This window comes from Pseudoalteromonas sp. TAE79, assembly GCF_000498015.1.
GTDB lineage: Bacteria > Pseudomonadota > Gammaproteobacteria > Enterobacterales > Alteromonadaceae > Pseudoalteromonas.
The window spans coordinates 55,899-79,371 of sequence record NZ_AUTL01000073.1 but is presented as its reverse complement, the minus strand read 5'-3'; the positions used below and the strand labels follow the sequence as shown (position 1 = coordinate 79,371).

Sequence of the window (23,473 nt, the reverse complement as noted above, 5' to 3'; positions counted from 1 at the left end):
CACTCCTAATAAATTCGGCTGCCAGTTAGGTTTAAAACCTTTACTGACAGCCGATATACTACGTTTAGAATCAACTTGTAATCAAGTTTTTAACGCACATTTAACGATTTAATCTGTTCTCGATTAGTTCATCGACAACTGAAGGATCGGCAAGCGTTGACGTATCACCGAGTTGTTGGTGCTCATTTGCAGCGATTTTACGTAAAATACGACGCATAATCTTGCCTGAACGTGTTTTTGGCAAACCCGGTGACCATTGAATCATATCTGGGGATGCAATTGGGCTGAGCTCTTTACGAACCCAATTACGTACCTCTTTAGTTAATTCATCGCTTACAGTTACACCTTCGTTAGGCGTAATGTAAACATAAATACCTTGGCCTTTAATATCATGCGGGTAACCTACAACAGCAGCTTCTGCTACCGCTTCATGCGCAACTAACGCACTTTCTATTTCGGCAGTACCAAGGCGGTGCCCAGACACATTAAGTACATCGTCCACACGGCCTGTGATCCAGTAATAACCATCTTCATCACGACGACAACCATCGCCTGTAAAGTAAACTCCTGGGTAGGCGCTAAAATAAGTTTGTTCAAAACGTTCATGGTCGCCATAAACAGTTCGAGCTTGCGATGGCCAACTATCTAAAATAACTAAATTACCATCTACGGCACCTTCGAGTGTATTACCTTCAGCATCAAATAATGCAGGCGCAATACCAAAAAATGGATGTGTTGCAGAACCTGGTTTTGTATCAGTAGCGCCCGGAAGTGGTGTGATCATAATGCCACCGGTTTCTGTTTGCCACCATGTATCAACAATCGGGCAATTAGATTTACCAATACTCTCGTAATACCATGTCCACGCTTCTGGATTTATTGGCTCACCTACTGAACCTAAAATACGTAAACTATCGCGATGTGACGAAGCTGTAGGCTCATCACCTTTAGCCATTAGTGCTCTAATTGCTGTAGGGGCGGTATATAAAATAGTAACGCCGTGTTTATCAACTACTTCGCCCATACGCCCTGCAGTTGGATAAGTGGGGACACCTTCAAATAAAACCTGAGTACAACCGTTTACTAATGGCCCGTACGCAATGTAACTGTGACCTGTGATCCAACCTACATCGGCACTACACCAATACACATCATCTTCTTTTAAATCAAATACGTATTCATGTGTCATTGATGAGTAAACTAAGTAGCCACCTGTAGTATGTACAACACCTTTAGGTTGACCAGTAGAACCTGATGTATACAATATAAACAAAGGATCTTCAGCATTCATTGGCTCTGGCTCACACTGTGCTGGTAAGTCAGCAACTAGCTCGTGCCACCATATATCGTGCTCATTCCAATCAACTTCACCGCCTGTTAATTGATGCACAATAACGTGTTCAATTGTGGTTACAGTTTCTTGCGCTACCGCTTCATCTACATTTGCTTTTAATGGAACACAATTTCCTGCTCTGCGTCCCTCATCAGAAGTAATAACAACCTTAGCACCAGAATCTCTAATACGATCAGCAATAGCCGATGGTGAAAAACCACCAAATACAACAGAATGAATAGCACCAATACGTGCACAAGCTTGCATTGCATACACCGCTTGTGGGGTCATTGGCATATAAATAGCTACGCGGTCACCTTTTTGTACACCCAGTTTTTTTAAACCATTGGCAAATTTAGCCACTTCGTCATGAAGTTTTTGATAAGTAATGTTCTCACTTTGAGAAGGATCATCACCTTCCCAAATAAGCGCAATTTTGTCTGCTTTCGTTTTTAAGTGGCGGTCAATACAGTTGTAAGACGCATTTAAATAGCCATCTTCATACCATTTAATACTGATGTGGCCTTTATCAAAAGAGGTGTTTTTAACTTTAGTGTAAGGAGTAGACCAATCGAGGCGTTTGCCATGCTCACGCCAAAAACTTTCTGGGTCATCAATAGATTGCTTATAAAGCGTATTATATTTATTTTTATCAATGAGAGTCGCATCTTTAATATGCGCAGGAACTGGATAGATACTTTGTGACATCTTCGTCTCCATTTAAATTACTTGCCTTAAGCTTTTATCAAGGATTACTCAGCAGTACTTTATTAAGTATTAGACCTTAGTTGTACTCTACTCCAATTTACTCATTTGTAGTTTATAATCCACCTGCTTTCAATTTTTTTACATAAATAATACAACGCGTTAAATGTAAGTAAATGCAAACTAATCAACTCTAAAACCTTAGTCTTATAGACCAATAGGTAATTGAGTAAATATTGCACATATTCAAAAGTGTTTGTGTACTTTAATAAAGATATTTGCGGTATTACTTGCCAAAGCTTCATTTAACGAATGAAAACAATATGTGTATTGAAAAGCCAAACTAACACCCTTTTTTATTCGTAAGTAATACTAGTAGCAAGTAATACAACCTTACATGAAAAAAAAAAGCAACAAACAACAAGTAGCCTATAAAGGACACCACAATGAAATTTACCCCATTAAAAACATTAGCAGCAAGCGCTGTATTATGTGCACTATCAAGCACTGCTTATGCAGCGACTGCCGCAAAAATTGGTGATACGGAATTTACTTACGGTGGATACATTAAACTCGACTCTATGTGGAGTGATTATTCAGCGGGTGCGCCTGCAGGCTCAAACGTAGGTCGTGACTTTTACGTACCAAGTACGTTAACAGTTGGCGATGATAACAGCTCAGATGCTGTATTTGATATGCATGCTCGTGAGTCACGTTTTAACTTTGGCACAGCCACTGTTATGGATAACGGTAAAACCGTTAATACTAAAATTGAAATTGACTTTTTGGCCTCGGCTGCTGGCGGTAATGAGCGAGTTTCAAATTCTTACGCCCCGCGTATTCGCCATGCCTTTGTGACTTACGATGGTTGGTTATTTGGTCAAACATGGTCTAACTTCCAAAACGTGGGAGCACTTGCTGAAACGCTTGATTTTGTTGGCCCTGCTGAGGGCACTGTGTTTGTGCGTCAATCGCAAATTAAATACACCACTGGCGCATGGTCGTTCTCATTAGAAAACCCAGAAAGTACAATTTCTACTACTAGCGGTATGGTAGTGACCGATGATGCATCATTGCCTGACTTTACAGCTCGTTACACACACAAAGCCGATTGGGGTAACATTGTGGTTGCAGCGCTTGCTCGCCAACTTACTTATAAAGTAGGCAGTGTTGATGCAGATGAAACTTCTTTTGGTATTAGTGCATCAGGTAAAATAAACCTTGGTGAAGACAACCTTAAATTTATGCTTACTCAAGGTAAAGGCTTAGGCCGTTACGTAGGCTTAAACGTTGCTCACGGTGCAGTACTTAATGGCGATGAACTAGATGCAATTGATTCGACTTCTGGTTTTGTTGCTTACCAGCACAAGTGGACAAGCCAATGGCGTTCAACGTTCTTATATTCATTCTTCAGTGCTGATAACAACACTGATTTATTAGCTATTTCTGGTGATCCGACTGAATCAAGCCAAAGCTATAGCGCTAACATTCTATACTCACCGGTTAAACGTCTAACTTTTGGTGCTGAGCTAAAGCATGCTGAGCGTGAAACTGAAAGCGGCGTTGATGGCGATTTAGACCGCTTACAGTTTTCTGTTAAATACTCTTTTTAATAACTAGAAAGCTAACTACTTTAAAAAGCGGCCTAGGCCGCTTTTTTTATAAGCGAGATTGAGTTCTATATAATTCATCAATTCGTACCTAAAATCTTTATATGTGGCGCTAAAATCCAAAAAAATAGAATTATTATTGACAAAAACACTAAACACAATTGCAAATCGATATCATTTAGATTAAGTTACGCACTTCTTTTGAACTAACTGGAAAAACTTATGTCGTCCCCTCAAGTTTTGCGTTTATCTAAACTAAGCTTTGCTACTTCTTTAATTTTATCTGGTTATGCACTTGCTGATGAGGCAAATGTAAAATCTGAACCTCTCGAAAAAATTGCGGTATATGGTCAGCATCATAAAAACTACATTACTGAAGAAGCGCAATCGGCTACCAAACTAGGTTTAACAATTAAAGAAACACCACAATCAATCTCGGTAGTTTCACGCGCACTAATGGACGACTTTTCACTAGACGACATAAATTCAGTACTTGAAAGCACGCCAGGCGTAACAGTAGAGCAAATAGAAACAGATCGTACTTACTTTAAGGCCCGTGGTTTTGAAATTACGAACTTTCAAGTTGATGGCTTAGGGATCCCACAAAGCTCAGGCTCTATTCAAGGTAGTCTTGATACATCAATTTATGACCGTGTAGAGATAGTTCGCGGTGCTAATGGTTTAATGACTGGCGCCGGTAATCCTTCTGCAACTGTAAACATGGTTTTAAAAAAGCCAACTTATACAACACAGGCAAATGCATCAGCATCGTATGGCTCATGGAATAAAAAACGTTTAGATTTAGATGTATCTACGCCAATAAATGAAGACCACGCTGTACGCGCTGTATTTACAAAGCAAAAAGCTGACTCATATTTAGATCGCTACGAAACAGATAAAACCATTGTTTACTTAGCCTACGAAGGCAAATTAACAGACAACACATTATTAAGCGTTAACTATGTTAACCAACAAAAAGACGCAGATAGCCCGCTGTGGGGTGCACTACCTCTTTATTATACAGACGGAACAGCAACCGATTACGACGAATCAACCAGCACTGCTGCTGACTGGTCTTACTGGGATAACAGTGCTGAGCAAGTATATGTAACACTTGAACAAAACTTATCGGCAACATGGGTAGCTAGAGCACGTTATGCTCACATCGAAAACGAACAAGACTCAGAGTTGTTCTACGTATACGGCACCCCTGATAAAGATACTGAACTTGGTTTAACAGGTTATGCTAGCCGTTATGATTACGAAGATAAGCATGACTTATTTGATTTATATGCCAGTGGTAAGTTTGATTTATTTGGCCAAGAGCACGACCTATCATTTGGTGTTAGCCAAGCTAAAATGGATTACAACGAGCAGTCTCTTTACGATTACACTACAGGCAATGGTTTTCCTGATATGCCATCACTTAAAACGTGGGATGGTGTAGTACCAGAGGCAACACTTGCTGATGGCTTAGATGGTAGTGATATTACTAACGAGCAAAAATCAGCTTACATATCTACTCGCATTAAATTAAGTGAGCCTTTAAGTGTGCTCGCTGGTGTGCGTTATACCGATTGGAAAACAAAAGGGAACGCTTACGGTGTTGAACAAACAAGAAGCGACTCTGAAGTTATTCCTTATATTGGCACGGTGTACGACTTTAACGAGTCTCTATCAGCTTATGCAAGCTACACAGAAACATTTGTACCGCAAAAAGAGCTTGATATTAATGCCAACCAATTAGCTCCCGTAATAGGTAAAAGCAGTGAAGTTGGTATAAAAGCACAGTTACTTGATGACCAAATTTTCGTAACTTTTGCTTACTTCGATGCAAAGCAGGAAGGGCTTGCCATAGCTTTACCCGACTCACTACCTAGTGATACGCGTTATTATGCAGCAGATGGTATTAACAGCAACGGCTTTGAAGTTGAACTAAGTGGTCGAATAACAGATGATTTAAGCGCAAGTGTAAGTTTTAGTAACCTAACTATTGATGGTGATGATTTAGTTAAAGATTACACACCTGAAAATCAACTTAAAGTGGCCGCAACCTACCAAGTACCTTTAGTTGATGGTTTATCATTTGGTGCAAACTATCGCTGGCAGGATTCAACTAGCCGAGTTCAAGTCGAAGATGCAAATGGTATTGCAAGCGTCACTACTCACCAAGATGCATACGGGTTACTTGATTTAATGGCCACTTACGAAATTACAGATAACGTAGGAGTCACTTTCAATGTAAATAACACCACCGGTGAAAAATATTTGCACAGCCTGTACTGGGAACAAGGTTACTACGGTGCACCTCGTAACTACGCCCTATCTGTAAACTGGCAATTATAAATATATTTGATTAATTAAAGACTCTAGATTTTTTTCTATTGAGTTAAAAAGCGACACATTTTTAATGTGTCGTTTTTATTTTATCTAACCTGATGTAAGTTTTTAATAACAAAAAAGCGCTAATCATTACTGATTAGCGCTTTTCAAAGCTCGGGTCAAATCAAGCTTAAAAACTCATTTGGGTGCAGTTTAAAGGTCTGGATCGTCGCCTAACTTATCTTCACCGTCTTCAGGCTCAATAGTTGCTTTTAGTAAAAGCATTTCGCGTAACTTACCTTCAATCTCATCTGCAATTTCTGGGTTTTCTTTCAAAAACTTAATTGAGTTAGATTTACCTTGGCCAACCTTGTTGCCACTGTAACTGTACCAAGCACCTGCTTTTTCAACAATTTTATGCTTAACACCTAAATCAATTAACTCGCCTTGCTTAGAAATACCTTCGCCATACATGATGATAAATTCAGCTTGTTTAAATGGCGGCGCTACTTTGTTTTTAACAATTTTAACGCGGGTTTCGTTACCAACAACTTCATCACCTTCTTTCACAGAACCAATACGACGAATATCAATACGTACCGATGCGTAAAACTTAAGTGCATTACCACCCGTTGTTGTTTCTGGGTTACCAAACATAACACCAATTTTCATACGGATTTGGTTAATGAAAATACATAACGTGTTAGAGCGTTTAATATTACCAGTAAGCTTACGTAATGCCTGTGACATTAAACGTGCTTGTAAGCCCATGTGCGAGTCGCCCATGTCGCCTTCAATCTCAGCTTTTGGTGTAAGTGCAGCAACCGAGTCAATAATAACAACGTCTACCGCGCTTGAACGTACTAACATGTCACAAATTTCTAGTGCTTGCTCACCTGTATCAGGTTGAGATACAAAAAGGTCATCAATATTTACACCTAGTTTTTGTGCATATACAGGATCAAGAGCATGCTCAGCATCAATAAAGGCACATGTTTTACCTTCTTTTTGAGCTTCTGCGATAACTTGTAAAGTAAGCGTTGTTTTACCAGATGACTCAGGACCATACACTTCAACAATACGTCCCATAGGTAAGCCACCTATGCCTAAGGCAATATCAATACCTAGTGAACCTGTAGATACAGATTCAATGTTTAATGCTTTGTTGTCACCCAATTTCATAATTGAGCCTTTACCAAATTGACGTTCAATTTGTGATAGTGCTGCGTCTAACGCTTTTTGTTTGTTATCGTTCATTTTGTTCTCCAATCCAGCTAATGCGAACAAGTATACTGTATGAAATCACAGTATCAAGCTAATTTTTTATTTTATCTCATCTATTACACTTTTTAATGCAAATACAATAGCTTGCAGTCTTACTTGAGCCCTATCACCAGTAAATATTTGTTTAAAGGTCAGTACTTTGTCATCAATTTGTATGCCAAACCATACAAGTCCAACAGGTTTACCTTCTGTCGCCCCGCCAGGCCCTGCAATGCCCGATACAGCTATAGATATATTAGCGTTTGTTGCTTTAATAGCACCTACTGCCATTTCATGGACTGTTTGCTCGCTCACAGCACCGTATTGATTTAATGTACTAGCACTAACATTGAGCAAATCTTGCTTTGCTTGGTTACTATAAGTGACAAATGCACGGTCGATATAAGCTGAGCTTCCAGGTGTATCGGTAAGCGCATAACTCACTCCGCCACCAGTACATGACTCAGCAGTAGTGATCCATAAGCATTTATCCGTTAAAATAGCGCCTAATTGCGCAGCAAGTGTTTTAATCTCTTGATGTAATTCCATATTCAGCCTTTGGGTAAATACATGTCGTTTGATCTTTATGCACCACACACTATAAAACAACAAACCCCTATGATGCAGCAGTATCTAAAAATAAAATCACAGCATCGCGATATTTTATTGTTTTATCGTATGGGCGATTTTTACGAACTTTTTTTTGATGACGCAAAACGCGCCGCTCAATTACTCGATATTTCGCAAACTCATCGTGGTAAAGCTGGCGGCGATCCCATTCCTATGGCTGGCGTACCCTACCATGCGGTAGAAAACTACTTAGCACGTCTAGTCCAAATGGGTGAGTCAGTCGCTATCTGCGAACAAGTGGGAGACCCTGCAACCAGTAAAGGCCCTGTTGATCGTAAAGTAGTGCGTATAGTTACACCCGGTACAATTTCTGATGAAGCCTTGTTACAAGAACGACAAGACAATCTCCTTACCAGCGTTTGGCAAAGTAAAAAAGGCTTATACGGGATTGCTTATTTAGACATTAACTCTGGTCGTTTTAATATTGTCGAGGTAAATACCGACGAAGCCTTTAGCTCAACTATTCAGCGCCTATCACCAGCCGAACTTCTGTATAGCGAAAGCTTTGAAAACGTTCATTTAATTGAACATATAAAAGGCGCTCGCCGTCGCCCAGAGTGGGAATTCGACTTAGATACGGCTCAGCATTTATTATGCGATCAGTTTGGTACTAAAGATTTAGTTGGCTTTGGTGTTGATAAAGCCCATAGCGCGCTTGTTGCTGCAGGTTGCCTAATGCAATACGTAAAAGATACACAACGTATTGCACTGCCGCATATTCGTGCAATTACGCTTGAGCACAACGAACACGCTGTTATTTTAGATGCCGCTACCCGTAAAAATTTAGAATTAACTGTTAATTTATCGGGCGGGTTTGAAAATACACTTGCTCAAGTACTTGATAAAACAGCAACGCCAATGGGTTCTCGCTTACTTAAGCGCCGTATTCATACACCAATTCGTAATAAAGACGAGCTAAATTCACGTTTAAATGCAATTAGCGCTATTTTAGACGCGCAGCTTTGCGGTGAATTACACGAATCATTAAAAGAGATTGGTGATGTAGAGCGTGTTATTGCACGCCTAGCTTTATGTACTGCACGCCCGCGTGATTTAACTCGCCTGCGCAGTGCGCTACAAGCACTTGCACCACTGCATACTTTGTTAGCTGACGCTAACGATCCTCGTATAGCAGGTATCATCAAGCACTCGCCTGAACTCCCTGATTTACAAGCGTTATTAGAACGAGCTGTGATAGAAAACCCACCGGTACTTATTCGTGACGGTGGTGTTATTGCTCCAGGTTACAATAGTGAACTTGATGAGTGGCGTAACTTAAGCAAAGGTGCAACCGACGTACTTGAGCAATTAGAACAGCGAGAGCGCGAACGTACGGGCATTAGTACGCTTAAAATTGGTTATAACCGCGTACATGGCTTTTTTATTGAAGTAAGTAGAGCTAATGCGCACTTAGTGCCAGCCGACTACATTCGTCGCCAAACGCTTAAAAATAACGAACGCTACATTATTCCAGAGCTTAAAGAGCACGAGGATAAAGTACTCGGTAGCCAATCAAAAGCTCTCGCGCTTGAAAAACAACTATACGAGGAGCTGTTTAGATTTATTGCTCCACATATTGAGCAGTTGCAAATGATGGCAGCAGCATTGGCCGATTTAGACGTTTTAAACAATTTAGCTGAGCGTGCATTCGCACTCAATTATGCAAAACCAGAATTGTGCGATAACGACAATATAAGCATTAAGCAAGGTCGTCACCCTGTTGTTGAACAAGTAATGAAAGAACCGTTTATTGCTAACCCTGTTGAATTAAACAGCCAACGTAAAATGCTAATTATTACCGGTCCAAACATGGGCGGTAAATCAACCTATATGCGCCAAACGGCACTTATTGTTTTAATGGCTCACATTGGCAGTTATGTGCCCGCTGACAGCGCTAAAATTGGTAATATCGACCGCATATTTACACGTATTGGTGCAAGCGATGATTTAGCATCAGGGCGTTCAACCTTCATGGTAGAAATGACCGAAACAGCGACTATTTTAAATAATGCCACGGCGCAGTCTTTAGTGTTAATGGATGAGATTGGTCGCGGTACAAGTACTTACGATGGACTCTCTCTTGCATATGCAACAGCCGATCATTTAGCATCAAAAATATCTGCTAAAACATTGTTTGCTACGCACTACTTTGAATTAACAGAACTTGCTGAGCAAACCACGGGCCTTGTAAACGTGCATCTTGATGCAATAGAACATAACGACACGATTGCATTTATGCATACAGTTCTCGACGGTGCAGCAAGTAAAAGCTTTGGTTTACAAGTAGCCGCTCTTGCAGGTGTGCCAAAAGCTGTGATTGCACAAGCAAAGCAAAAACTTAAGTTGCTTGAAAATCATCAAAGCGTTACTGCACCAAATACAGAGCAACAAGCCTTTACTTTTAATAACGAAATTGCACAAAGTGCCCCTTCTGAAGTTGAAGAGCAGTTAAGCGCAATCGACCCTGATAATTTATCGCCACGCCAAGCGCACGATTTGTTATATAAACTAAAAGCATTGCTGTAATTTATATCATCTAATTTACAAGCATAAAAAAAGCCGAAGAATAAACTCTTCGGCTTTTTAACACACATAGTCTCTTAAACTATTTAACTAGTTACGAAAACTGATTAAACAAGCTATCTGTACTTAAACCTTCTTGTTGCAAAATGTCTTTTAAACGACGTAATGCCTCTACCTGAATTTGTCTTACACGCTCACGTGTTAAGCCTATCTCACGACCTACATCTTCAAGTGTTGATGGCTCATAACCAAGCAATCCAAATCGACGTGCCAATACTTCACGTTGTTTAGGGTTTAATTCTCCTAACCAGTCTACAATATGTTTATTAATATCATTATTTTGTACTTCGCCTTCAGGGCCAGCACTTTTTTCATCTGGGATGATATCAAGTAGTACACTGTCGTTTTCGACACCAATAGGCATGTCTACTGATGCAATTCTTTCGTTTAAACGTAGCATTTTAGTAACGTCTTCAACGGGTCTATCTAGGCAAGCTGCAATTTCGTCAGCTGTTGGCTCATGGTCAAGCTTTTGAGTTAACTCACGTGCTGTACGCAGGTAAACATTAAGTTCTTTAACTACATGAATAGGTAAGCGAATGGTACGCGTTTGGTTCATAATGGCACGTTCAATTGTTTGACGTATCCACCATGTAGCGTAAGTAGAGAATCTAAATCCACGCTCAGGGTCAAATTTTTCAACTGCGCGAATTAAGCCTAAATTACCTTCTTCAATTAAATCGAGTAGAGCAAGGCCGCGATTATTGTAGCGACGTGCTATTTTAACAACCAAACGTAAATTACTTTCAATCATACGTTTACGTGAGGCTTCACAGCCTCGAAGTGATTTGCGAGAAAAAAACACTTCTTCTTCAGCACTAAGCAAAGGAGAAAAACCAATTTCGCCTAAATAAAGTTGAGTTGCGTCAAGATTTTTAGTTACTTCTTCTTTAGCAAAGATTTCATCGTCGTCCATTTTATCTAGTAGAGCGGTGCTTTCATCAACATCGATGTCACCGAATTTTTCGTCAGTCATAGTGTGTTTGTCAAGTTTTGCTGCGCTAGCCATGAGCCTTCTCCCGAGCAATTATCAATACCTGAAAATTAGGGTAGATACTTAGCAGGATTGACAGCTTGTCCACGGTAGCGAATTTCAAAGCGAAGCGCGGTGACCGGAGATTCTGAATTACCAATTTCTGCTATTTTTTGTCCTGCCTTAACCTTCTGCTTTTCTTTAACAAGTAATTTCGAGTTATGTGCATAAGCACTTAGGTAATCATCATTATGTTTCAATATGATTAAACTACCATAACCTCGAAGGGCGTTACCCGCGTACACTACAGTTCCTTGTGCCGCAGCTAAGACTGAAGCCCCTTTGCGATTAGTAATCTGTAAACCTTTATAACCGTTTTCCTTATTAGAAAAGCGTTTGGTAATTTTGCCCTGTGCAGGCCAAAACCACTTAACTTTACTGCTCGACAAACGTTTAGTATTACTAATTTTGTTACTGGCTTGTTTCTGAACATACTCTCGTTGTTTTGGGGGATCAAGCTCTTTCTTTAAAATTTTGTTATTTTTTTGTGATTTTTTTATAGACTTTTTACTCGAATTCGTATAATTTGCATCCCTTTTTGTTTTTTCGGGCTTAGAGAGTAAGGAGATGTTTTGCCCAGGGAAAATTGTGTAAGGTGATGGAATTGAATTGTTTTTTGCAAGTAATCTAAAGTCTTGCCCAGCACTAAAGGCAATAGAGTAGAGCGTATCTCCTTTTTGTACTTTATAGCTAGTCCCATTAATGTTAACAGTATGACCTAAATCATTAACATTATTATTTAAGCTACTAACAGGTGCAGGAACATGGCGAGAAGAGCAACCAAAGAGAAAAATACTAATAAATATAGTTATATACAGTAAACACTGTTTATTCATTGTATTTTTCCCCTAAATTAGAAAATTGATATTTTTAACGCTTAACGCAATAAAAAGTAAGCTAGCGCAATTAATACCACTAATCCCCAACCAAGTATTTCAATATACTGACGTAATTTTCGCTCCATTTGAGCTCCGCCCCACTTCATTAAGGCTGAAACTAAAAAGAATCGCGCACCGCGCCCAATGGCTGATGCTATTAAAAATGGCAAAAATGCCATTTGTAAAACGCCTGCGCCAATCGTAAATACTTTATATGGTATAGGCGAAAAACCGGCTAAAAACACAACCCAAACACCGTAATCCTTAAACCAGTTTAGTGCTATATCAAACTTTTCTTGCCAGTGCATTTGTGCAATCAATGGCTCTACAACGGGTTCAAATAGCCAAAAACCAAGTAAGTAACCAACCACTCCACCAATAACCGATGCTATTGTGGCAAAGCTTGCAAATCGCCATGCTTTGTTTGGTTGCGCAAGCGACATAGGTGCAAGCATTACATCGGGTGGTATCGGGAAAAAAACTGATTCTGCAAAGCTCATAGCAGCTAAGTAACGTTCCGCATGACGGTGTTTTGCCCACACTAGGGCCATATCGTATAACTTGGTAAACAACTTCAAAATGAATTCCTATTCAATATCGCCAGGTACTAACGGCACAAATCTAACGGGAGCAATAACATGCTCTTTATAATTATCGCCTTTGCGGATAACCATTACTAATTTTTGATCGCTCTCACCAATTGGGGCTAATAACACGCCACCATCGGCCAACTGAGCAAGTAAGTCTTGCGGAACTTTAGAGGCCGCAGCAGTCACTATAATACCATCAAACGGCGCTTGTGATTGCCAGCCTTGCCAACCATCGCCATGCTTCATGGTTACATTATATAAATCGAGTTGCTGCAAACGTCTTTTTGCCTGCCACTGAAGTGTTTTAATACGCTCTACCGAGTAAACCTTTGTAAACGTTTTGGCCAATATTGCAGTTTGATACCCAGATCCTGTACCTATTTCTAGCACTTTATTGCGCACACCAGCTAAACAAAGTAGCTCTGTCATGCGCGCTACTATGTAAGGCTGAGAAATTGTTTGCCCTTGCCCAATAGGGAGCGCTGTATTTTCATAGGCTTTGTGTTTTAGCACATCATCTATAAAAATATGGCGCGGAATATCAGCTATAGCACTAAGTACTTGCGTATCTTCAACACCTTCACGCTTTAGTAAGTCAGAAAGCGCTTTAGCACTGCGGGTATAATTAGCGAGCACGATTAATCTCCAAATCGGCTAACCATTCCCCTACTGCCTTTAAGCTATCTTTAGCTGTCATATCAACACTCAGTGGCGTAACTGAGGCATAGCCATTATTGATTGCGTAAAAGTCGGTGCCTTCACCAGCATCGCTTTCGGTGCCAAGCGATCCGTACCAATAAATATCACGCCCCCAAGGATCGGTTTGTTTCGTCATCGTTTCAGCTTTATGACGAGCACCTAAACGTGTTACTTGCACCCCTTTTAATTCACTTAATGGAATATCTGGCACATTAATATTTATTATTTGATCTTTTGGAAGCGGATGCGAAGCCAAGCCTTTAATAATATTTACGGTAACAGCAGCGGCTGTTTCAAAATGATCGCCATTATGTGAGCAAAGCGATACCGCAATTGCAGGCAGACCTAAATGGCGACCTTCAGTTGCAGCGGCAACAGTACCGGAATAAAGCGTGTCATCACCCAAATTAGCACCATGGTTAATACCTGCAACAACTAGATCTGGCTTTTCATCAGCTAACTGATTTACACCTAAATGTACACAATCAGTGGGTGTGCCATTAACCGACATAAAACCATTTTCGAGTGTAGTTGCTCGTAGCGGGTTCATAAGTGTTAAAGAATTACTCGCGCCACTACAGTTGCGATCAGGTGCAACAAGGGTTACATCTGCAATTTGTATAAGCGCCTGATATAAAACCGCAATACCTTTGGCATTTACGCCATCATCGTTACTTAACAGTATCTTCATTTATGCCATTATCCTTTTCTTTGCGCTCTCGAGGGCTAGCATCTGTGTAATCCACTAGCTCACGTAATAATGCGGTTGCAAAACACCCTTTTGACAAACCAAAGCTTAGTTTTAGTGTGGTTTCATCAAGTGTTTCAACAGTTAAGTTTTGTGGAATTAAGCGCAGCATTCGGCGCTCATTTTTAAGGCCTAACTCACCTAAGCCATCACACCATGTTTGGAAAGGTTCGAGCCATATTTTTTCTTGTTCGGTTAAGCCTTTTTCGCTTTTTCCCACCATAGGTGCCGACATCATAATATCGCCGGTGGCTAATCGCTCTATGTTTTCGTCATTAATTGCATCTTCAAAAAATGCATTGCTGCCGCTGAGCATAAATACTTCACGGTGCATTGTTTTAGCTAAACCATGCTCTTTTACACGTAGGCTCACTAACTGATTAAATACATGCGATCGTGCTGCTGAAATAATAATACCGCGCAACTTTTTATCGCGAATACGCTCACCGGCAAACATTTTTTCAGCCATAACTAAGTTATGACCGCCATGCCCAAAGCGCTGTTCGCCAAAGTAATTAGGCACACCTGCGCGTACTGCGTTAATACGACATAAAATATCAAGAGGGTTGGTTACGTTACGAAGCGTAATAGTAAATTTATTACCTTTGTGGCAGCCCGTACGTAACTTACGGTCGTGGCGCTGTTGCGACACAATAAAAATACTCTCGCTATTCAAGTCGCTAAAATCGATAGGCTTTTTAATCGGTACTTTTACACTAAACCACTGCGAGCACACGCCGTGGCGATCTTTCATGCCTGCATAGCTTACGTCTCGCGGTGAAACACCCGCACGCTGTGCAATTAGCTTTGCAACGTATTGCGTGTTTTCGCCTTTTTTAACCACCTGCAAACACACGTGTTCGCCACTGCCGGTAAATTCTATACCTAAGTCTTCATCAACCATAAAGTCTTCAGCTGTGGTTTTAAAATCAGCTTTAGAAAGCGGTGCACCGTATAAATAATTTAAATCGCTCATGCGTTTTTTGTACTCGCAAGCTCTTTACTCATAATAACCACCGCATGGCTCGAAATACCTTCTTTGCGCCCTTCAAAGCCTAGCTTTTCGGTAGTAGTGGCTTTAACGTTAATTTGGCTAAGGTCGCAATTTAAATCGCTGGCTAAATTAGCGCGCATAGCTTGAATATGTGGCAGCATTTTTGGTGCCTGAGCAACAATAGTCACATCGCCATTACCAAGTACATAACCTTGCTCTTTAGCTAAGCCCACCACATGGCGAAGTAAAATACGGCTATCGATATTTTCATACTCGCTAGCTGTATCGGGAAAGTGCTTACCAATATCACCCATTGCAAGTGAGCCTAAAATAGCATCGCATAATGCATGAATAGCAACATCACCATCTGAGTGCGCTAAAAAGCCCTGCGGGTAATCAATTTTTTCACCACAAATAGTTAACGGGCCTTCGCCGCCAAATTTATGTACGTCAAAACCATGGCCAATTCGTATCATAATCCACTCTCGTTTTGTTGTTTGTGTAATAAAAACCCAGCCAGGTCTAAATCCTCTGGCGTGGTTATTTTAATATTATCGCTACGACCTGCTACAAGCTTAACCGGTTTACCCACCCACTCAATTGCACTGGCTTCATCGGTAATAGTAGCCCCGCTTGCTAATGCGTTTTGCAGTGCATTTTTAAGCTCGTCATATTTAAAAAACTGCGGGGTAAGTGCTTGCCATAAATCGTCTCGCGGCACCGTTTGTAGGGCATGATTGTGGCCGCGTTTTATGGTGTCTTTTACTTTGCTAGCTAAAATACCGCCTTCATCAGCGCGTATACATTCATCAATTAAACGTTCTATATCACTGATATTAACTAATGGACGAGCAGCATCATGCACCAACACCCATGTTGGTGGGTTAGGCGCTAAAAAAAGCAAGCTATTAAGCACCGAGTCGGCTCGCTCTTTACCGCCACNCTGGCTCGCACAATGCGATTATCAAGCAGTGGGAGTTCGTCAAAATAGGGGTCGCTGTCGCTAAGGGCAACAACAATAGTGCGTAATTGAGGTAATTGAGAAAGTTTAGCTAAGGTGTGTTCTAAAATGGTTTTACCGGCTAATTGTATATATTGCTTAGGCGCATTGTGCTGCATTCTACTGCCAACACCCGCCGCAGGTACAATTGCTGCAATAGTCTGTTTATTTGTCATATTGTTTGCCCGGTAAAACACGAATAAATGTTTCGTCCGGTTTAATCATTCCCAATTCGTTGCGTGCACGCTCTTCAATGCCTTCTCGGCCAAGCTTTAAGTCTTCAATATCTGCTTTAAGTACTTTATTACGTTTAATGAGTTTTTCGTTGGTTTGATGATGCGACGTTACTGCACCTTTTAGTCGTGTGTAGTCTTGTAAACCATTATGACCAAACCATAATCTGTATTGTACAAACAGTGCTAAGCACAGTAAGCCAACTTGAAAAATACGCATTTAACACTCCTTATTTTAAGTTCCAAATACCTTAACTTTAATACGCTAAGGGGCGCTTTAAATTGCGCCAATTAATACTACCCGCTAAAAGCATTTCGCGTAGTGATAAAACCCGCGGCATACAACGCTTCGAAAATTGCCACTGATGCCCGCAACATGCAGCGGTTAAACTCACTTTACTTGGCTTTATTAGCTGAGCATTTTGCTGCTCTAGCCCATTTCCTAAAAAATCAAACCAACCAAGCTCGTTACAATGCAGCTTATTTTCGCCTAACTGATCGATACTGTCTATTCTAAGACGCACCTGATCGTAGCCATGCAATATAACGGGCACTATAAGCCCCACTTTGGCATACGTTTGATAAAAAAGTTCATTAGCTTGAACATTCACATCGGGTGGGGTCGGTTTTTGCTTTTCAAGCCACGTACCATTTTGTGCATCAAGCGTAAAAGGCGTGTCACCATTGGCAACTAACGTTGCCGCTCGCTCAATATAATAAGGTAGGCTTTTTAACTGGCGGCGCAGTTTATCGGCATTAGGCTCTGCAACTAATCGCTGAACCTCACGCTGATAAAACGCATTGCACAATTGTGCATACAACACTTTTTGTGCATCAGTTTGCCAAATTTCAACTTGCTGTTGAGCACCAAGTGACTGATTTTTAGCGACCAAAAGCTGTACTCAAAAATATTCAGGTAAATGTTTTATAACACAGTATTGAATGTTTTTTAAGCGCAGCGCACTATTTAAGCGCTTGGCTTTTCACCTAATTTTGCTTTACCAGATTCTAAAAATTGCACAACCGTATTACGCTTTTTACCAATCAATAAACTGCCATCAGCTAAAAACATAAAGTTTTGCCAATTGCGTTTAAATACATCAAACGTCGTTTCGATAATATTATCGCGTGCCATACAAAAATAAACCGTGGTGTTAGCTTCCCAATCTAAAAACGTTAAGATTGCTTCTGGTGGTAACGCATCGCCATTTTCCCACGCATCTTGCCAATCTACTTCTTGGCTAAAGCTTTTTTCTTGACCACACCAATCGGTGTCTTCAAAAAAATCAGGGTGATCAAACTCACGGCTCACCATGGTTGTCCAAAGTACGGCTGCGCGCTCGTCGCTCATAGGCTTAATTTTTGCTGCGTCTTCATCAGATACAGGTAAATCTTTGTGGCGAAAAACCCACGCCTTTTTGTAATCATCTAAAGAAATATAGTTCATAGTATTGGCAAATTAGTTAACATTAAAAGTGCAAAGCCAAATTATACAAGAGATCAAAACATGACTACAGCAATAAAACCACTTTCCCTAAAACCAGGCATATACCAACACTACAAAGGCCCGCAATATAAAGTTATTCATGTTGTCACCCATAGCGAAACCGAGGAACAGCTTGTGATTTACCGAGCACTTTATGGAGAATTTGGTATATGGGCGCGCCCACTTAGTATGTTTTTAGAAACTGTTGAAAAAGAAGGTGAGGTCATACAGCGTTTTGCTTATATTGGACCTGCTGCTTAACTATGGCATTATAACAAAATAACTTACTGCTCAGACCAGACAAGGGTACACCGTGCAATTTAATTCAACTGACAATTACATAGCGAGTAGCGCGCTTAAACAAGCTGTAAATGCCGCCATTATGCTCGAAAAACCACTTTTAATTAAAGGCGAACCAGGCACAGGTAAAACCATGCTGGCTGAGGAGTTGGCTAAAAGCTTAGATACCACGCTTATTCAGTGGCATATAAAATCGACTACTAAAGCGCAGCAAGGTTTATACGAGTACGACGCGGTTTCGCGCCTGCGCGACAGCCAACTAGGTGACGAGCGTGTACACAATATTGGCAACTACATCGTTAAAGGTAAGCTTTGGCAGGCATTTACGTATGCAGAGCTTAACGGCAAACGCCCAGTGCTTTTAATTGATGAAATAGACAAAGCCGACATAGAGTTCCCAAACGACTTACTACTTGAGCTCGATAAAATGGAGTTTCATGTTTATGAGACTAACGAGCGCATTGTCGCAAAAGAGCGCCCTATTGTAATCATCACATCAAATAACGAAAAAGAATTACCGGACGCATTTTTACGCCGCTGCTTTTTTCATTACATTGATTTTCCTAGCAGCGACGAAATGCAGCAAATTATTGACGTGCACTACCCTAACGTTAAACAGGATTTAGTACGCCAAGCACTTGAAGTGTTTTTTAACCTGCGCGAAGCAAACGGCCTTAAAAAGAAACCTTCCACCAGCGAATTACTCGACTGGTTAAAGCTTTTAATGGCTGAAGACATAGACGCTAAAACACTGCACGACAAAGCTAAAAAAGGCGGTTTAATGCCCATGTTCGGCGCATTACTTAAAAATGAGCAAGACATAAGCCTAATCGAAAAACTCGCGTTTATGAGCCGTCGCTAGGGCCTGTTGACCTTTCAGGATTAAAATTTGTTCTAACTAGGGACGATTTAATCGTGGCGCGAGGTTTGTAACCTAGTGGGCTAAGTAAAAGCCGAGCAACAAAGAGTTAATCGTCCCTAGGACGAACCTTCAGGCAGCGCGTGTTTGGTATTTATGCTGTGTTATCGCCTATTTATGGGGAATAACCACACTACATAGGCTCTGCCTTGCCTAAATACCAAACACACTGCTGCAAATTTAACCTCGAAAGATAAACAGGCCCTTATATGTTGATTGCATTTTTTTTCAAACTGCGTGAATACCGTTTACCGGTGAGCCTTCGAGAACTACTCGATTTAATAAACGCCTTAAAAAAAGGCGTTATATTTGCCGACGTAGACGCTTTTTACCATTTAGCACGCACCATAATGGTAAAAGACGAAACGCACTTTGACCGATTTGATAAAGCCTTTAGCGACTACTTTAGCGGTATTGCCGATCTTGATTTGCTCGAGAGTTTAAAGCAACAGCACAACTTACCTGAAGACTGGCTACGTAAAGAGTTTGAAAAACATCTAAGTGATGAAGAAAAAGCCCAACTTAAAGCTATGGGCGGGCTCGATGAGCTTATGAAAACCCTAAAAGAGCGTTTAGAAGAGCAACAAAAACGCCACGCTGGCGGTAATAAATGGGTAGGTACTGGCGGCACATCACCTTTTGGGGCATACGGCTATAACCCAGAAGGCGTGCGTATTGGGCAAGACGGCAACCGTAACCGCCAAGCAGTAAAAGTGTGGGACAAACGAGAATACAAAAACCTCGACACCGACAGAGAAATTAGTTCGCGCACAGTTAAACTCGCCCTTAAAAAGTTACGTAAGTTTGCCCGCACAGGCGCAAGCGACACGCTTGATTTAAACGAGACTATTCGCGCTACTGCAAAACAAGGCGGCATGCTTGATGTAAAAATGGCACCCGAACGCCACAATGCAGTAAAAGTATTAATGCTGTTTGATATTGGCGGCTCAATGGATGACTACATCCACACCTGCGAAGAATTATTTAGCGCAGCCCACAGCGAGTTTAAACACTTAGAGTTTTACTACTTTCATAACTGTTTATACGAGCACGTTTGGCAAGACAACGCGCGCCGACATTCAAACGTAATAGACACCATGACGCTCATAAACAAGTTCACTAGCGACTACAAAGTAATATTTGTAGGCGATGCCACTATGGGCCCATATGAAATAGCCTACCCTGGCGGCTCCGTAGAACACTACAACGAAGAGCCCGGCAGTGCATGGTTGCAACGTGTAACAAACCACTTTGATAAAGTCGCCTGGCTCAACCCACAACCCGTTGAACACTGGCCTTACTATCAATCAATTGGCTTTATAAAGCAGCTAATGAACAACCGCATGTACCCGCTGAGCTTGGATGGGATAAGTAGAGCGATAAAAGAGCTGAGTTAAAAGGGATAAAATGAAAAGGAATATTTACTTAAATGAATGGGTTGCTTCTACTCTTCTCATACTTATTGGATTCATCGCAGGTATTTCAACGAATTCAATTATGGATATACTACTGAGCAAACTTAAACAGGATAGCCTAGCTAACTGGATAACCTCTATCAGTACCTTTGCAATAATGTTAGGCACTATCGCTTTAGCCTGTATAGCTTGGAAAGTAAGAAATTCTTGGATTGAAGAAAAAAAATACAACTTGAGTGTTGGTTTATTAAAAGACATATCATCCTTTTATTGTATCTCTTTCGAGCTTAGAAAATCTCAAGTTCGAATTTTCGAACTATATGAAGATCTGAGATACTCAGAAAATGATGCTGATGAGTCTTTGCAGCAAGAACTTTTGAAAATAAAGTCATTAAACAAAACGAAGTATCATGATTATTTAGAAGCACGTCGCCTGTATGAAAACTTAGAAAAAGAGCAAGTAAAATACAAAAATACAGCATTAGTTAGCTCATCTTTAGTTAACTGGGGAAACGAAGCTGTAGAGCTTATAAAAAGCATAGAGGAAAATACCGTAGCGTTTTACGAAACTATTTCACCAAAGTATAAGCTTTTATCAAAAAGAGCAGCTGAAAATGATGAAGGTATTTTGGATTTACCTAAACTAGAGGAATCGAAACTTTTTATAAAATACGAAGGAAAAAATACATTTAGTGACATTGATGGTGACGACTAACTTTTTCGTATTCGTCCTTCATTTTACATTGCCACTTGATGCTATTAACGAATAATAAAGGATAGAAATGTGCAAATCTGATAAAGCGATTCTATTAGGGATTAGCTTAGTATTTATTGCAGGTATAATTGTAGGGCAAACCTTTTCTTTTGAAATAAAACTCAGTGACTTAATTGCAACCTTAGTTGCAATCATCACATTTTATTATGCTTTTCAAGGATTACAGCACAATAAAAGGATATATCAAAACTCTATAAAACCTGTAATTGAAAGGTTTATTAGCGTAGACAATGAAAAGTATGTTTATAACTTCCAACTGAAGAACTACGGTACAGGATCAGCTATAAATCTGAAATATAAGATACTATCAGATGCCGGTGAATTATCTCATAAAGATCTCCAACAGAAACTACTCTTATTTGGAGATATGAAGCTGGAAATAGGAGCGGAATTAGGTATTTCGCCTAATTCATCATTAAATATAATCACTATGAAGATGAGCAATGAAGCTAGTTTCACGGAAGTAATAAAATACCTTGGTACAATTGAACTTCATGTTAACTTTTCATCAATTCAAGATGATGTTCAAGATAAGGTTTTTTCACTCACTCCCTGAAACTAAGTTTAAATAATCCCTTACTCTTCTTGTTGTGATTCAATAAAAAACGAGTAACACATACATATTAATTATTAAATTTTTACAACTCAGCTATATGATTTAGCGTCTCAGGATGACGCTGCACAAGCTTTAACAATGTTATCGCTTGCCCATTCGGTGCGCTGTGTCCTTGATCCAAGTATTCGAGCGTTCTTGCTGAGGTATGTAAAATGTTTGCAAATACACCACGCGACATATTAAATGTTTCTCTAATATTTACTATTTCATCAGGTGAGATAGCAAGGTCGTTGATATCATTTACTTTATAAGAACGTAACGTAAGCTTTCCTTGTGAATGCGCTTTAGCGTCCGCAAGTGCTGTAGTTAATCTGAAAATAAATCACGTTTACTCATTACGCCACACCTTTAAAAGCTATCTTAATAATCTTGATATCAAGCAGCAATAGTTATTACTTGCTAATAAACTTACACATTCCGAACCCTAAAACATCGCCATCACGCTTTACATAACCATATTGTGTATAAAAGCTTTCTTTACCGTGAGCACTTAATAAAGCTATTGTAGCGCCATTAGAACAGGTGTTGCTTAGGTAGTTTTCAATGTGAGTCATAACTAAATGACCAATACCTTTGCTTTGATAACTTGGCGCAATAATTACATCTTGAATATAAAAATACATTGCGCCATCACCAACAATTCTACCAGTGCCTATTAACTTATCAGTGTCGTACACTGTAACCCAAAAAAGTGAGTTTTCGATGCTTGCTTTTAATCTTTTATCGTCAGGATTTTGCCACTTTACTTGTGTACGTAAATTGGCAAACTCATTCAGTACTGGGGCTTTAAGTTCAACGTTATAAGCCATAATATCTCTTTCTCACTTTTAAAGCTCTTTACTCATAAATAAGCTATACGGGTCTAGCTCATAATTACCAAACGGTTCGCACTTTTTAAAACCAAATTGAGTGTAAAGCTTTTGCGCGGGCAAAAATGCCTCTGCTGTTCCAGTTTCTAAACTTAGCTTTTTGTAACCTCGCAGTGTTGCCTGCTCAATAATATGCGTAAGTAACTTAGCCGCTATGCCTTGGCGCAAATAGTTACTTGATGTACGCATTGATTTAATTTCGCCATGCGTTGTATTTAGCGCTTTTAAAGCGCCAACACCCGCTAAATTATTATCAATCCATAAGCTATAAAAGGTTATATCAGGCTGAGTGAGTTTAGTTACATCAAGCGCATGTACGCTTTCTACAGGCGAGTGTTTTAGCATATCGTTATGATGCGCTTGTAGTAACTTTATAACGTGTGGGTTTGAAAGCTCGCCTGTTCTTATATCCATTTATGCCTCATTTAAATTTTAGGCTTAAGGGCTTTAACTAAAGCCCAAAGTAAAAAGC

At 40.1% G+C, this 23,473-nt stretch carries 23 protein-coding genes and 2 pseudogenes; 8 read left to right on the top strand and 17 right to left on the bottom strand.

What is annotated here, in order from left to right; all coding sequences use genetic code 11:
• Nucleotides 1-100: 100 nt before the first annotated feature.
• Nucleotides 101-2,041: an acetate--CoA ligase gene (gene acs, locus L655_RS0103270; protein ID WP_024597311.1), complete on the bottom strand. Its 1,941-nt coding sequence runs from the start codon at nucleotides 2,039-2,041 to the stop codon at nucleotides 101-103.
• A gap of 443 nt (nucleotides 2,042-2,484) precedes the next feature.
• Between acs and L655_RS0103265 the strand changes: the two genes are divergently transcribed.
• Together L655_RS0103265 and L655_RS0103260 are read left to right on the top strand one after the other, a co-directional pair.
• Complete coding sequence (locus L655_RS0103265; RefSeq protein WP_024600614.1) at nucleotides 2,485-3,651, top strand: DcaP family trimeric outer membrane transporter; 1,167 nt, start codon at nucleotides 2,485-2,487, stop codon at nucleotides 3,649-3,651.
• A gap of 219 nt (nucleotides 3,652-3,870) precedes the next feature.
• Complete coding sequence (locus L655_RS0103260; RefSeq protein ID WP_024604083.1) at nucleotides 3,871-5,994, top strand: TonB-dependent siderophore receptor; 2,124 nt, start codon at nucleotides 3,871-3,873, stop codon at nucleotides 5,992-5,994.
• Between the two features lie 189 nt (nucleotides 5,995-6,183).
• Here L655_RS0103260 and recA read toward each other — a convergent pair whose 3' ends face one another.
• Both recA and L655_RS0103250 read right to left on the bottom strand, forming a co-directional pair.
• Nucleotides 6,184-7,227 carry a recombinase RecA gene (gene recA / locus L655_RS0103255; protein WP_002958952.1) on the bottom strand — a complete coding sequence of 348 codons (1,044 nt, stop codon included), beginning with the start codon at nucleotides 7,225-7,227 and terminating at the stop codon, nucleotides 6,184-6,186.
• A gap of 66 nt (nucleotides 7,228-7,293) precedes the next feature.
• On the bottom strand, nucleotides 7,294-7,782 hold the full coding sequence (locus tag L655_RS0103250) for a nicotinamide-nucleotide amidohydrolase family protein (RefSeq protein ID WP_024597314.1): 489 nt from the start codon (nucleotides 7,780-7,782) through the stop codon (nucleotides 7,294-7,296).
• 21 nt (nucleotides 7,783-7,803) lie between these two features.
• Between L655_RS0103250 and mutS the strand changes: the two genes are divergently transcribed.
• Nucleotides 7,804-10,389 carry a DNA mismatch repair protein MutS gene (mutS, locus tag L655_RS0103245; protein WP_024604082.1) on the top strand — a complete coding sequence of 862 codons (2,586 nt, stop codon included), beginning with the start codon at nucleotides 7,804-7,806 and terminating at the stop codon, nucleotides 10,387-10,389.
• Nucleotides 10,390-10,480: 91 nt separating this feature from the next.
• Here the strand turns inward: mutS and rpoS are convergent, their stop codons facing one another.
• The 11 genes and pseudogenes from rpoS to L655_RS0103190 form a co-directional block, all read right to left on the bottom strand.
• The gene (rpoS, locus tag L655_RS0103240) at nucleotides 10,481-11,455 is read right to left on the bottom strand and encodes an RNA polymerase sigma factor RpoS (protein ID WP_024604081.1); all 975 of its coding nucleotides are present in this window, start codon (nucleotides 11,453-11,455) and stop codon (nucleotides 10,481-10,483) included.
• Between the two features lie 35 nt (nucleotides 11,456-11,490).
• Nucleotides 11,491-12,315, bottom strand: a complete 825-nt coding sequence (locus L655_RS0103235; protein WP_024604080.1) for a peptidoglycan DD-metalloendopeptidase family protein — start codon at nucleotides 12,313-12,315, stop codon at nucleotides 11,491-11,493.
• Nucleotides 12,316-12,356: 41 nt separating this feature from the next.
• Entirely contained in the window at nucleotides 12,357-12,935 is a 579-nt protein-coding gene (locus tag L655_RS0103230; RefSeq protein ID WP_002958957.1) for a YqaA family protein, read from the bottom strand.
• 9 nt (nucleotides 12,936-12,944) lie between these two features.
• Entirely contained in the window at nucleotides 12,945-13,583 is a 639-nt protein-coding gene (locus L655_RS0103225) for a protein-L-isoaspartate(D-aspartate) O-methyltransferase (protein WP_024604079.1), read from the bottom strand.
• Complete coding sequence (gene surE, locus L655_RS0103220) at nucleotides 13,573-14,337, bottom strand: 5'/3'-nucleotidase SurE (protein WP_024600608.1); 765 nt, start codon at nucleotides 14,335-14,337, stop codon at nucleotides 13,573-13,575. The genes L655_RS0103225 and surE overlap by 11 nt, the downstream gene beginning before the upstream one ends.
• Entirely contained in the window at nucleotides 14,318-15,370 is a 1,053-nt protein-coding gene (locus tag L655_RS0103215; RefSeq protein ID WP_024604078.1) for a tRNA pseudouridine(13) synthase TruD, read from the bottom strand. Before L655_RS0103215 ends, surE begins: the two co-directional genes overlap by 20 nt.
• Nucleotides 15,367-15,864 carry a 2-C-methyl-D-erythritol 2,4-cyclodiphosphate synthase gene (gene ispF, locus L655_RS0103210; protein WP_024604077.1) on the bottom strand — a complete coding sequence of 166 codons (498 nt, stop codon included), beginning with the start codon at nucleotides 15,862-15,864 and terminating at the stop codon, nucleotides 15,367-15,369. Before ispF ends, L655_RS0103215 begins: the two co-directional genes overlap by 4 nt.
• Nucleotides 15,861-16,564: pseudogene (gene ispD / locus L655_RS01000000124970) on the bottom strand (2-C-methyl-D-erythritol 4-phosphate cytidylyltransferase). Before ispD ends, ispF begins: the two are co-directional and overlap by 4 nt.
• Nucleotides 16,554-16,841, bottom strand: coding sequence for a cell division protein FtsB (ftsB, locus tag L655_RS0103200; protein WP_024604076.1), 288 nt, complete (start codon nucleotides 16,839-16,841; stop codon nucleotides 16,554-16,556). The pseudogene ispD and the gene ftsB overlap by 11 nt, the downstream one beginning before the upstream one ends.
• 37 nt (nucleotides 16,842-16,878) lie before the next feature.
• Entirely contained in the window at nucleotides 16,879-17,514 is a 636-nt protein-coding gene (locus L655_RS0103195) for a hypothetical protein (RefSeq protein WP_002958964.1), read from the bottom strand.
• A gap of 74 nt (nucleotides 17,515-17,588) precedes the next feature.
• Complete coding sequence (locus L655_RS0103190) at nucleotides 17,589-18,068, bottom strand: DUF2947 domain-containing protein (protein ID WP_002958965.1); 480 nt, start codon at nucleotides 18,066-18,068, stop codon at nucleotides 17,589-17,591.
• Between the two features lie 60 nt (nucleotides 18,069-18,128).
• On the opposite strand from L655_RS0103190, the gene L655_RS0103185 reads away from it, so the two are divergent.
• The 5 genes from L655_RS0103185 to L655_RS0103165 all read left to right on the top strand — a co-directional run bounded on the left by L655_RS0103185 (nucleotide 18,129) and on the right by L655_RS0103165 (nucleotide 22,072).
• Nucleotides 18,129-18,368, top strand: a complete 240-nt coding sequence (locus tag L655_RS0103185; protein ID WP_024604075.1) for a DUF1653 domain-containing protein — start codon at nucleotides 18,129-18,131, stop codon at nucleotides 18,366-18,368.
• Nucleotides 18,369-18,420: 52 nt separating this feature from the next.
• Nucleotides 18,421-19,269 (top strand): MoxR family ATPase, encoded by an 849-nt coding sequence (locus L655_RS0103180; protein WP_010554437.1) that lies wholly within the window; start codon nucleotides 18,421-18,423, stop codon nucleotides 19,267-19,269.
• Nucleotides 19,270-19,535: 266 nt separating this feature from the next.
• On the top strand, nucleotides 19,536-20,723 hold the full coding sequence (locus L655_RS0103175) for a VWA domain-containing protein (protein WP_024604074.1): 1,188 nt from the start codon (nucleotides 19,536-19,538) through the stop codon (nucleotides 20,721-20,723).
• Between the two features lie 10 nt (nucleotides 20,724-20,733).
• A complete protein-coding gene (locus L655_RS0103170; protein ID WP_024604073.1) occupies nucleotides 20,734-21,456 on the top strand; it encodes a hypothetical protein in 723 nt (240 codons plus the stop codon).
• A 67-nt stretch (nucleotides 21,457-21,523) separates the two neighbouring features.
• A complete protein-coding gene (locus L655_RS0103165) occupies nucleotides 21,524-22,072 on the top strand; it encodes a hypothetical protein (protein WP_024604072.1) in 549 nt (182 codons plus the stop codon).
• Nucleotides 22,073-22,154: 82 nt separating this feature from the next.
• Here L655_RS0103165 and L655_RS1000000128460 read toward each other — a convergent pair.
• The 3 genes and pseudogenes from L655_RS1000000128460 to L655_RS0103150 all read right to left on the bottom strand — a co-directional run bounded on the left by L655_RS1000000128460 (nucleotide 22,155) and on the right by L655_RS0103150 (nucleotide 23,415).
• Nucleotides 22,155-22,468: pseudogene (locus tag L655_RS1000000128460) on the bottom strand (transcriptional regulator).
• Between the two features lie 56 nt (nucleotides 22,469-22,524).
• Entirely contained in the window at nucleotides 22,525-22,941 is a 417-nt protein-coding gene (locus L655_RS0103155) for a GNAT family N-acetyltransferase (protein WP_024604071.1), read from the bottom strand.
• 18 nt (nucleotides 22,942-22,959) lie between these two features.
• The gene (locus L655_RS0103150; RefSeq protein ID WP_024604070.1) at nucleotides 22,960-23,415 is read right to left on the bottom strand and encodes a GNAT family N-acetyltransferase; all 456 of its coding nucleotides are present in this window, start codon (nucleotides 23,413-23,415) and stop codon (nucleotides 22,960-22,962) included.
• Nucleotides 23,416-23,473: the final 58 nt, after the last annotated feature.